The organism is Streptomyces sp. PA03-1a (assembly GCF_033792805.1).
Taxonomy (GTDB): domain Bacteria; phylum Actinomycetota; class Actinomycetes; order Streptomycetales; family Streptomycetaceae; genus Actinacidiphila.
The window spans coordinates 1-10180 of the sequence record NZ_JARAVO010000295.1; the positions used below are offsets into that span (position 1 = coordinate 1).

Here is a 10180-nt window from a genome sequence, read left to right on the forward strand (position 1 = left end):
GGGGACGGTCTGCTGGACGACGTAGGTGTAGCGGGTGGTGGCGGTCTCGACGAGGAGGGTGTCGCCGGGGCGGAGCCGGTCGATGCGGCGGAAGGGTTCGCCGTGGGTGTTGCGGTGGCCGGCGAGGGCGAAGTTGCCGGGCTGTCCGGGGCCGGCGGTGTGCGGGTAGTGGCCGGCGTATCCGTGGTTGAGGACCTTGGCGCGGCTGATGCCTTCGGCGATGGGGGCGGTGACGCCGATGCGGGGGATGCGGAGCACGGCGTAGGCCTGGGAGGGGCGTGGGCCGGCGGTGGCGTTCCCGGTGCGGGTGGTGGTGCCGTTGGCCTGGGAGCGGTTTGTGGGTGCGGTACCGGCGGCGACGGCGGCCGTGGATTCCTCCGATGTATCGGAGGTGTCGGCGTCGTCCCACTGTCGTTCCAGGGCGGTCACCCGGTGTGCGGCGGCGGATTGCGCCCGCAGGTTGGTCCACCACAGTTGATGGGCGACGAGCAGCAGGAGGACGGCGCCGAGGGTGAGGGCGGCTTCGCCGGCGCCCCACAGCGCGCGTCCCTGCCAGCGCAGCGGGGCGTGGGCGTGGGCGTGGGTGGGCATGCGGGCACGGTAGATGACGCAGCGTCAGATTCCCAGGGTCGCGGCTGGGCCCGCTGCCCCGCCCGCGGGCTCCCTCACCCGGCCAGGAGCCGGGACACGCTGTAGATGGCCAGGCCCGCCAGGGCGCCCACGACGGTGCCGTTGATCCGGATGAACTGCAGGTCGCGCCCGACGTTGGCCTCGATCTTGCGGGTGGTCTGCTCGGGGTCCCAGCCGGCGATGGTGTCGGTGATCAGCGCGGTGATCTCGTCGCGGTAGGTGGTGACCACGTACGTGGCGGCGTCCTCCAGCCAGCCGTCGATCTTGGCGGTCAGCCGGGGGTCCTCGGTCATCCGCGCCCCCAGCGACAGCAGTGAGGCACGGGCCCGCAGCCGCAGCTCGCTGCGCTCGTCCTCGGCGGCGGCGACGATCATGCCGCGGACCGAGCCCCACGCGGACTCGATGAGTTCCTGGACCTCGTTGCGGGCGATCAGGTCCTTCTTGAGCCGTTCGACGCGGGCCCGGGTGTCCGGGTCGGACTGCAGCTCGAAGGCGAAGTCGGCCAGGAAGCGGTCGATGGCGCCGCGGGCGGGGTGCTCGGGCATGTCCCGCATCTCGGCGGTGAAGCGGACGAGTTCCTTGTAGACGCGTTCACCGACGCGGCGGTCCACGAAGCGCGGTGTCCAGCCGGGGGCGCCCTCCTGGACGGCGTGCATCACCGAGTCGGAGTGCTCGACCAGCCAGTCGTGCGCCCGGACGCAGACCAGGTCGACCACCCGCCGGTGCCCGCCGTCGGCGACGACGCGCTCCAGCATCTTCCCTATCCCCGGGGCGATCTCCTGGGCGTCCGCGCGCCGGGTGATGGCCTCGCCGACCACCGCCTGGACGTCGGAGTCGCGCAGCACGGTCAGGGCGCCGCGCAGCGCCGCGGCTCCCTGCTCGGTGACGCGGTCGGCGTGTTCGGGGTGTTCCAGCCAGGCGCCGAGCCGCCGGGCGATGCCGACCTTGCGCAGCCGGGTGCGGACGACCTGCGGGGACAGGAAGTTCTCGCCCACGAAGTCGCCGAGGGTGCGGCCGAGCGCGTCCTTCTTGGTGGGGATGATCGCGGTGTGCGGGATGGGCAGGCCGAGCGGCCTGCGGAAGAGCGCGGTCACCGCGAACCAGTCGGCGAGGGCACCGACCATGCCGGCCTCGGCGGCGGCCGCGACGTAGCCGGACCATCCGCCGGCTCCCGCCGACTCGGCCCACTTGGCCAGCGCGTAGACCGCGGTGGCCACCAGCAGCAGGCCGGTGGCGATCACCTTCATGCGTCGTACGCCCCGCCGCCGGCCCTCGTCGGCGGGGCTGTATGAGAACGCCGGAGTCGGGTCTTGGTCCGATCCGGTCACCGGGGCCGTTTCCATCCGTCGTATCCACTCCTTCCGCGTATCGTCCACACCACACTCTTCGAGTGGAACGAACAACGAGTTCCCGGCGTCCGACAATGCAGACGGGCAGGCCCGACGTCTCCATGGGATCATGGCGGCAGCGGATCGCGCCGGTTTCCCGCCCTTTGATCCCAGGAGTGAAGCACCGCATGGCCAGATCGACGGGTTATGCACTGCTCGCCGGAATTGTCGCGCTGGTCGCGGTCATCTCCGCCGCGATCTTCGTCACCGTCAGCCGCGCCGACGGCCCCGGCCGCTCCGGGCAGGACACGGTGGGGGCCGGACTCCCGGGTGTCCCCAACCAGGCCGCGCCCGCGGCGTCGGGTGCGTGGGTGGGCACCTGGTCGACGTCTCCCGTCGGGGGCGAGCCGAACAGGCCGGACGGCTACGCCGGGTGGTCGATCCGCAACGTCGTGCACACCAGTGTCGGCGGCACCTCGGCGCGCGTCCACCTCTCCAACCTCTTCGGCCGGTCGTCCCTGCTGATCGGCCGGGCGACGGTCGCCGTCGCGGCGGACCCGGGGTCGCCGGCGGCGGCGGACGGCACGATGCGGTCGCTGACCTTCGGCGGGCGGACGTCGGTGCGGATCCCCGCGGGCGGTGAGGTCGTCAGCGATCCCGTCCAACTGGCCGTGCCGCACGCGACGGACCTGCTCGTCACGACGTACACGCCGAAGGCCTCGGGCCCGGTGACGTACCACCCGCGGGCGCAGCAGACCTCGTTCATGGCGGCCGGTGAGCGCACCGCGCGGACCGACGGTTCCGGGTACACCACCTTGACCCCCTACTGGCGCTACGTCACGGGGGTCGACGTCTTCACGCGGCAGGCGGCCGGGTCGGTGGTGCTGTTCGGCGACTCGATCACCGACGGCATCACCTCCACCTCCGGCGCGAACCACCGCTGGCCGGACCGCCTGGCGACGCGGCTGCGCGGCTCGGGGGACCGGGGGCTGCGGCTGGGCGTCCTCAACCAGGGGATCAGCGGCAACCGGGTGCTGCGCGACGGCGAGAACGGCGGCAATCCCAGCGGCCTGAGCCGCCTCGACCGTGACGCGCTCTCCCAGGCCGGCGTCCGCACGCTCGTCGTCGAGCTGGGCATCAACGACGTCATGCGACCGCCGCAGCGGACCGGCGCGCAGGAGATCCTCTCCGGGCTGCGGGAGATCGTGGCGCGCGGTCGTGAGCGCGGGCTGCGGGTGCTGGGTGCCACGCTGACCCCGTGCGGCGGCCACCCCGGCTCCAACACGCACACCGAGGCGGTGCGGCAGCAGGTGAACGCCGCGATCCGGGCGGGCACGGTCTTCGACGAGGTGATCGACTTCGACCGGGCGCTGCGCGACCCCGGCCGCCCCTCCGCGCTGCTGCCCGCCTACGACTCCGGCGACCATCTGCACCCCAGTGACGCCGGCTACCTGCGCATGGCGGAAACTGTGGAGTTGTCGCTGCTCAAGGGCGGCGCGGCGGCCAAGGTGTGACGAGTACGGACGGACGGCGACACCCATGACGGAGCACACGGGCGGTCTGCCCGGTTACGCGGAGCACTTCAGCGAGCCCGAGGGCTACCTGGACTTCGCCCGCTACGGTCCGCCCTCGCGGGACGTCCTCGACGCCACGGCGGCCGCGCTGGCGGCCTCCGCTGAGGCCGACCACACCACCGTCAACGACCTGATGCGGGCCGAGCCGCGCGCCCGGGCCGCGGCGGCCCGTCTGGCGGGTACGGACACCGGGCACGTGGCGCTGCTGCCCAACGCCTCCACCGGGATCTTCCACGCCGCCTTCGGCGTGCCCGGCGGCACCGTCCTGGTGCCCTCGGCCGACTTCCCGGCCAACCACTACCCGTGGCGGCGCACGGCCGCCCTCGGCCGGGCGGTGCCGCGCTGGCTGGACGGCGCGCCGACCCCGGACGCGGTGCGCGAGGCGCTGACGGACGACGTGGTGGCGGTCTCGATAAGCGCCGTGGACTTCCGCACCGGCTACCGGGCCGACCTCGCGGCGCTGCGCGAGGTGATCGGCGACCGGCTGCTCGTGGTGGACGCGATGCAGGCGTTCGGCGTCGTCGAGCAGCCGTGGCAGGCGGCGGACGTGGTCGTGGCGGGCGGCCAGAAGTGGCTGCGGGCCAGCTGGGCGACCGGGTTCGCGGCGCTGTCGGACCGGGCCCTGGAGCGGCTTGAGCCCACGCTGACGGGATGGACCGGGGTCGAGGACGTCGCCGTCTTCGACGACACCGAGCACCCGGTCGCGCCGGACGCGCTGCGCTGGAGCATCACCAATCTGAGCCCGGTGACGGCCGCGGCCTTCGCGGCGGCGCTGGAGCTCGTCGAGGGTGTGGGGGTGGCCGCCGTCGAGGCGCACGTCGCGCGCCGGGTCGACGAGCTGATCGACGTGGTCCGCTCGGCCGGCGGGCAGGTGCTGTCCCCGGTGGCCCGCGCCGAGCGGGCGGGCATCGTGTCCTTCGCGCTGCCGGACGTGGACCCGGACCAGATCGCCAAGGCGCTGCACGCGCACGGGGTCACCCCTTCGGTGCGGGCGGACTCCGTCCGGCTGTCGGCCCACGCGTCGACCACGACGGGCGCCGTGGAGCGTGTACGCGCCGCGCTGGCCTCGCTGCGCTGACCGGCCGCGCCTGGCCGGTGCGGACGTACGTCAACGTCATGGACGGGGCGTAGCCCCCCTCGTGGGGCGTTCGTGCCGGAGGGCGAGCTAGGTGTATGCGGTGATGGAGCCGAAGGCGGTGTCGGTGAGGACGCCGGCCGCGGGGGCCACGCGGTAGGTGGCGTGGCGCCGGAAGCCGTCCGCCGCCACGGTCGCGCACAGGAGCGTGGTCCCTCCTCCCGGTGCGGGGAATGGCTCCACCCGCTGGCGCGCAAGCGCCCGGTCTTACGCGCGGTGACCGCCGGGTGCCGCGGAGTTTTCACCCGCCGGGGTGGTGGGCGTCACGCTTTCGGCCTGTCACAGGCTTGTCACGGATGCGCCGCGATGACCCCATTTGTCCAGATGGTGGGAGAGTGTCCGGCGGGCCGTACGGCACGATTGACCCAAGATGTTCCGCCGGCGGCACAACCCTCGGCGGCCGCGGAGGAGTCAGTACAGACATGAGCAGCAGCAACGCTTCCCCCGGCGGCTGGGAGAACCGGCCTTCCGGCAAGAAGCCGAAGCGCACCGGTGCCCGCAGACTGATCCCGAGCTGGCGCGCGGTGCTCGGCGCGTTCCTGTTGGTCGTGCTGGCGTGCGCGGGGGCGTTCATCATCGGCTACCAGCTGGTCGACATCCCCAAGGCGAACGCGGGTGCGGTCGCGCAGAGCAACGTCTACCTGTACTCCGACGGCACCCAGCTCGCCCGGGACGGTGCGGTCAACCGCGAGAACGTGGGCCTGGATCAGGTGTCCGAGGTCGCCCAGCACGCCACGCTGGCCGCCGAGGACCGCAACTTCTACCACGAGTCCGCGATCAGTCCGAAGGCGATGCTGCGCGCGGCGTGGAACACCGTCACCGGCAAGGGCAAGCAGTCGGGTTCGACCATCACACAGCAGTACGTCAAGAACTACTACCTCAACCAGGAGCAGACGGCGGTCCGCAAGGCCAAGGAGTTCTTCATCGCGATCAAGCTGGACCGCGAGAAGACCAAGGAGGAGATCCTCGAGGGCTACCTCAACACCAGCTACTACGGCCGCAACGCCTACGGCATCCAGGCCGCCGCCCAGGCCTACTTCGGCAAGGACGCCGACGAACTCGACGCCGCCGAGGGCGCGTACCTGGCGACCCTGCTCAACGCGCCCAGCGAGTACGACATCGTGGCCCACCCGGAGAACAAGGCCAAGGCTCAGGCGCGCTGGGACTACGTGCTGGACGGCATGGTCAAGGAGGGCTGGCTGAGCGAGGGCGAGCGCGCCGGGCTGAAGTTCCCGACGCCGCAGAAGGCCAAGGCCGCCACCGGGATGTCCGGCCAGCGCGGCTACCTGGTCGAGGCCGTCAAGGACTACCTGTACGGGGCCGGGATCCTGGACGAGGAGACCTTGCGCTCCGGCGGTTACCGGATCACCACCACCATCGACCGCAAGAAGGAGAAGGCCTTCGTCAAGGCGGCCGAGGAGCAACTCCTGGACAAGCTGGACCCGAAGAAGCACCCGGTGGACAAGTTCGTGCGGGTCGGCGGCGCGTCCATCGACCCGGCCACGGGCAAGGTCGTCGCGATGTACGGCGGCGTCGACTACACCAAGCAGTTCGTCAACAACGCGACCCGCACGGACTACCAGGTGGGCTCCACCTTCAAGCCGTTCATCTTCGCCTCCGCCGTCCAGAACGACTCCACCACCCAGAGCGGCCGGCGCATCACCCCCTACACCGTCTACGACGGCCGGAACAAGCGCGAGGTCATCGGTCCCGACGGCCCCACCGGTTACGCCCCGGGCAACGAGGACGGCGTCTCGTACGGGTCGATCACGGTCACCAACGCCATGGACAAGTCCGTGAACTCGGTCTACGCCCAGATGGCGCAGGACGTCGGCCCGGGCAAGGTCAACGACACGGTGCGGGCGCTGGGCATGCCGGAGAAGGTGAAGCTGGTGACCACCCCGGCGATGGCGCTCGGCACGATGACGGCGAGCCCGCTGGACATGGCGCAGACGTACGCGACGCTCGCCAACCACGGCCGCTACGTCCCGTACACCATGGTGGTGAAGATCACCAAGAACGGGCACGACGTGCAGCTGCCCACGCGCCGGCCCACCCAGGCCGTCCACCGCGAGGCCGCGGACACCACGACCTCCATCCTGCGTTCGGTGGTCCGGGGCGGCACCGCCACCGCGGCGCAGGCCGCGGGCCGGCCCGCCGCGGGCAAGACCGGCACGGCGGAGGAGGACAGGGCCGCCTGGTTCGCCGGCTACACCCCGGACCTGGCCACCGTCGTCGCCGTGATGGGCCAGGACTCCCAGACCGGCGCCCAGAAGAAGCTCTACAACGTCACGGGACTGCCCCGGGTCAACGGCGGCGGCTACCCCACGCAGATCTGGGCCCAGTACACGGCCGACGCGCTGGAGGGTAAGCCGGCGAAGAACTTCAAGCTGCGGCTGGAGCCCGGTGCCCAGGCCCCGCCGACGACCTCGGCCCCGCCGGAGTCCTCCGAGCCGCCCGGCACGGAGGAACCGCCCACCAGCGAGGCGCCGACCGAGCCCAGCGGCCCGGCCAGCCCCGGCGAGGACGGCGGCACCGAGGGCGGCGGACTGCCCATCGGCGGCCTGGACGGCGACCCCGGCGGCGGGGACGACTTCCCGTAGACACGGGGCCGGGCGCCGCCGGGGTTCCCCCGGCGGCGCCCGGCGTGGCCCGGTGCGGCCTGGTCAGCGCAGGTCAGTGCCCCGAGGTCGCCTTCAGGCCGACCACGGACACCAGCAGCAGGCAGATGAAGAAGATCCGGGCGGCGGTCGCCGGCTCACCCAGCACGACGATGCCGAGCACCGCCGCGCCGGCTGCCCCGATCCCGACCCACACCCCGTAGGCGGTGCCGATCGGCAGCGTCCTCGCCGCGTACGACAGCAGCAGCATGCTCGCCACGATGCCGAGCCCCGTGCCGACGCTGGGCCACAGCCGGGTGAAGCCGTCGGTGTACTTCATGCCGATCGACCAGCCGACCTCGAGCAGGCCGGCGGCACACAACAGGACCCATGCCATGACGGGCACCTCCACGATCCTCAAGGGGTCAGAAGGCGTCGTCTTTGCATGGGCCCTGGTACGGCGCGTCTCGTCAGGGGACGAACACGACGATAACAAATCAGAGGTAGAGGCCGGTGGAGTCCTCCGAGCCCTGCAGCCGCTCCGCCGCCACCGCGTGCAGGTCCCGCTCACGCATCAGCACGTACGCCGTGCCGCGCACCTCGACCTCGGCCCGGTCCTCCGGGTCGAAGAGCACCCGGTCGCCGACCTCCACGGTCCGTACGTTCTGTCCCACCGCGACGACCTCGGCCCAGGCGAGCCGCTTGCCGACGGCCGCCGTGGCGGGGATCAGGATGCCGCCGCCGGAGCGCCGCTCACCCTCGGGGACGTCGGAGCGCACCAGCACGCGGTCGTGCAGCATGCGGATGGGCAGCTTGTCATGCGTATTCGAACTCACAGGTACGACGTTACCGGCGTCGCCGGCGCAGTGAGAGCCCGGCCACCACGGCGACCAGCGCCACCGCCGCCACCGCGACCGGCACGATGCGCTCCACGCGCGGCGCGCCGTCCTCCGCCACGAAGTGGCCCCGCAGCTCGGTCACACCCCGGTTGACCGCCACGTACGCACGGCCCGCGGTGCGGTCCACCGCGGAGGCGACCTTCGCCTTGGCGTCCGCCGCGATCGTGCTGGGGTGCACCCGCACCGCGATCTCGTCCAGCGTCGCGGCGAGCGCCTGCCGCTTGAGGGCGATGTCCGCCTCGATCTGAGCAGGACTCCTGCCATCCGACACTGCTCCGCCTCCATCGTCCTTGTCGACCGGTACCGTGCAGACAGTCTGTCAGCCCGTCCGTGCCGATGCCCGTCGGCACCCCGAATCGGAGAACTGCACCATGAGCGAGCGCCTCCAGCCCGGCGACACCGCCCCCGCCTTCACCCTTCCCGACGCCGACGGCAACGAGGTCTCCCTCGCCGGCCACGCGGGTCGCAAGGTCGTCGTGTACTTCTACCCGGCCGCCCTCACGCCCGGTTGCACCAAGCAGGCCTGCGACTTCACCGACAACCTCGACCTGCTCGCGGGCGCCGGCTACGACGTCATCGGGATCTCGCCCGACAAGCCGGAGAAGCTGGCCAAGTTCCGCGAGAAGGAGTCCCTGAAGGTCACCCTGCTCGCCGACCCCGACAAGTCGGTGCTGGAGGCGTACGGCGCCTTCGGCGAGAAGAAGCTGTACGGCAAGGTGGTGACCGGGGTGATCCGCTCCACCGTCGTCGTCGACGAGCAGGGCAAGGTCGAGCACGCCTGGTACAACGTCAAGGCCACCGGCCACGTCGCCAAGCTCATCCGCGATCTGGGCATCTGACGCCCCGTCGGGCCGGGGCCGGTCACGCCCGGGTGTGCGAGCCGGTCAGCGCCGCGTACACCACGACGTTCGCCGAGTAGGACTGGGTGGCGTGGTCGAAGGTGCCGCCGCAGGTGATGAGCCGCAGCTCGGGGCGGACCCCCGAGCCGTACACCCGGTCCGGGCGGAAGCCCGTCTTGTCGACGATCTCCACGCCCTCGACGGCGAACTCGGCGACCGAGCCGTCCGAGCGGGTGACCTCCACCAGGTCGCCCTGGGTGACGGTGCTCAGGGCGTAGAAGACCGCCGCCTTGGTGCGGGTGTCGACGTGTCCGACGATCAGCGCCGCCCCCGCGTCCCCGGGGGCGGGACCGCGCCCGTACCAGCCGGCCACGTTCGGCGTGGTGAACGGCGGCGGGTCCACCGCGCCGTCGGCGGTGAGCCCCCGTTCCACCAGCTTGGCGTGGATGCCGGCCGTGGGGATGTCGATCCGCAGGGGGCGCGCCGGGGACAGCGGCGTGTGCGCCGCGTAGACCTGGGCGGGCCGCCCCGCGGCTGCGGCGTCCGCGGTCGCGGCGGTCGCGGGGGCGCCCGACCCGGAGCCCGGTGGGCCCGGGTGGACGTATCCCCTCAGCCACGCCGCGCCGAGCACCACGATGGTCGCGAGGGTCGCGACAGTACGTCCCTGCACCGGGTCAGTCCCGGGTGCGGCGACGGTGCACGACCAGTCCCGCGGCCCCTGCCACGGCCAGGACCCCGGCCGCCACGATGCCGGGCACGCCCGCCGGCTGCTGCTCCTCCGCCGCGGCCGGGTGCGCCGCCATGGCGCCGCCGCCCGCGGGGACAGGAGCGGACGGGAAGCCGGAGGCGGCCTCGGTGACCTCCAGCGTGCCCTCGTGGGACTTGCCGTCGCAGGTGATGGAGACCCGGTAGGAGCCCGGGGTCAGCCCGGATCGGACCACGGCGGAGGCGTACATCCCGCCGTCGCTGGCCGGGGCGAGTGTGACCGGGGTGACGAACGCGGAGGAGCTGACGGTGCCGGTCTTGGCGCGGTCGCACTGGTCGGTGCGGACGTCGACGTCGCCGCCCGGACCGGCCGTGCCGGGGGTGATCTTCACCGGGCCGCTGCCGACGCCCCCGACACCGCCGACGCCCCCGACACCGCCGACGCCTCCGACACCGCCGACGCCCCCGAC

Annotated in this window: 12 protein-coding genes; 4 read left to right on the forward strand and 8 right to left on the reverse strand. The window is 72.6% G+C overall.

Annotated features, from left to right (window positions below; translation table 11 throughout):
- Both PV341_RS40150 and PV341_RS40155 read right to left on the reverse strand, forming a co-directional pair.
- Window positions 1–591 (reverse strand): class E sortase (locus PV341_RS40150; RefSeq protein WP_500360368.1); only part of this gene is annotated, 591 nt, incomplete at its 3' end.
- A 74-nt stretch (window positions 592–665) separates the two neighbouring features.
- On the reverse strand, window positions 666–1973 hold the full coding sequence (locus tag PV341_RS40155; RefSeq protein ID WP_500360370.1) for a DUF445 domain-containing protein: 1308 nt from the start codon (window positions 1971–1973) through the stop codon (window positions 666–668).
- Between the two features lie 173 nt (window positions 1974–2146).
- Here PV341_RS40155 and PV341_RS40160 point away from each other — a divergent pair, with 173 nt between their 5' ends.
- Together PV341_RS40160 and PV341_RS40165 are read left to right on the forward strand one after the other, a co-directional pair.
- On the forward strand, window positions 2147–3472 hold the full coding sequence (locus PV341_RS40160; RefSeq protein ID WP_500360372.1) for an SGNH/GDSL hydrolase family protein: 1326 nt from the start codon (window positions 2147–2149) through the stop codon (window positions 3470–3472).
- 25 nt (window positions 3473–3497) lie between these two features.
- Complete coding sequence (locus PV341_RS40165; RefSeq protein WP_500331315.1) at window positions 3498–4610, forward strand: aminotransferase class V-fold PLP-dependent enzyme; 1113 nt, start codon at window positions 3498–3500, stop codon at window positions 4608–4610.
- An 87-nt stretch (window positions 4611–4697) separates the two neighbouring features.
- On the opposite strand, the gene PV341_RS40170 is transcribed toward PV341_RS40165, so the two are convergent.
- Window positions 4698–4850, reverse strand: a complete 153-nt coding sequence (locus PV341_RS40170) for a hypothetical protein (RefSeq protein ID WP_500331316.1) — start codon at window positions 4848–4850, stop codon at window positions 4698–4700.
- Between the two features lie 239 nt (window positions 4851–5089).
- Between PV341_RS40170 and PV341_RS40175 the strand changes: the two genes are divergently transcribed.
- Window positions 5090–7270 carry a transglycosylase domain-containing protein gene (locus PV341_RS40175; RefSeq protein WP_500360374.1) on the forward strand — a complete coding sequence of 727 codons (2181 nt, stop codon included), beginning with the start codon at window positions 5090–5092 and terminating at the stop codon, window positions 7268–7270.
- A 73-nt stretch (window positions 7271–7343) separates the two neighbouring features.
- On the opposite strand, the gene PV341_RS40180 is transcribed toward PV341_RS40175, so the two are convergent.
- The 3 genes from PV341_RS40180 to PV341_RS40190 all read right to left on the reverse strand — a co-directional run bounded on the left by PV341_RS40180 (window position 7344) and on the right by PV341_RS40190 (window position 8437).
- Window positions 7344–7664 carry a DMT family transporter gene (locus tag PV341_RS40180; RefSeq protein WP_089225959.1) on the reverse strand — a complete coding sequence of 107 codons (321 nt, stop codon included), beginning with the start codon at window positions 7662–7664 and terminating at the stop codon, window positions 7344–7346.
- Window positions 7665–7764: 100 nt separating this feature from the next.
- On the reverse strand, window positions 7765–8103 hold the full coding sequence (locus PV341_RS40185; RefSeq protein WP_026251892.1) for a GroES family chaperonin: 339 nt from the start codon (window positions 8101–8103) through the stop codon (window positions 7765–7767).
- A gap of 10 nt (window positions 8104–8113) precedes the next feature.
- The gene (locus PV341_RS40190) at window positions 8114–8437 is read right to left on the reverse strand and encodes a DUF3618 domain-containing protein (protein ID WP_361801395.1); all 324 of its coding nucleotides are present in this window, start codon (window positions 8435–8437) and stop codon (window positions 8114–8116) included.
- A 100-nt stretch (window positions 8438–8537) separates the two neighbouring features.
- Between PV341_RS40190 and bcp the strand changes: the two genes are divergently transcribed.
- Complete coding sequence (gene bcp, locus PV341_RS40195; RefSeq protein ID WP_499512061.1) at window positions 8538–9005, forward strand: thioredoxin-dependent thiol peroxidase; 468 nt, start codon at window positions 8538–8540, stop codon at window positions 9003–9005.
- 22 nt (window positions 9006–9027) lie between these two features.
- On the opposite strand, the gene PV341_RS40200 is transcribed toward bcp, so the two are convergent.
- Both PV341_RS40200 and PV341_RS40205 read right to left on the reverse strand, forming a co-directional pair.
- Complete coding sequence (locus PV341_RS40200) at window positions 9028–9675, reverse strand: class F sortase (RefSeq protein ID WP_500360375.1); 648 nt, start codon at window positions 9673–9675, stop codon at window positions 9028–9030.
- A gap of 4 nt (window positions 9676–9679) precedes the next feature.
- Window positions 9680–10180: hypothetical protein (locus tag PV341_RS40205; RefSeq protein ID WP_500360377.1), on the reverse strand; the 501-nt coding region annotated here is incomplete at its 5' end.

Excerpts from the sequence above, each read along its gene's own strand:
- PV341_RS40165 (WP_500331315.1), top strand. The coding sequence starts at position 3,498 with ATGACGGAGCACACGGGCGGTCTGCCCGGTTACGCGGAGCACTTCAGC.
- PV341_RS40180 (WP_089225959.1), bottom strand. The coding sequence starts at position 7,664 with ATGGCATGGGTCCTGTTGTGTGCCGCCGGCCTGCTCGAGGTCGGCTGG.
- PV341_RS40175 (WP_500360374.1), top strand. The coding sequence starts at position 5,090 with ATGAGCAGCAGCAACGCTTCCCCCGGCGGCTGGGAGAACCGGCCTTCC.
- PV341_RS40155 (WP_500360370.1), bottom strand. The coding sequence starts at position 1,973 with ATGGAAACGGCCCCGGTGACCGGATCGGACCAAGACCCGACTCCGGCG.
- bcp (WP_499512061.1), top strand. The coding sequence starts at position 8,538 with ATGAGCGAGCGCCTCCAGCCCGGCGACACCGCCCCCGCCTTCACCCTT.
- PV341_RS40160 (WP_500360372.1), top strand. The coding sequence starts at position 2,147 with ATGGCCAGATCGACGGGTTATGCACTGCTCGCCGGAATTGTCGCGCTG.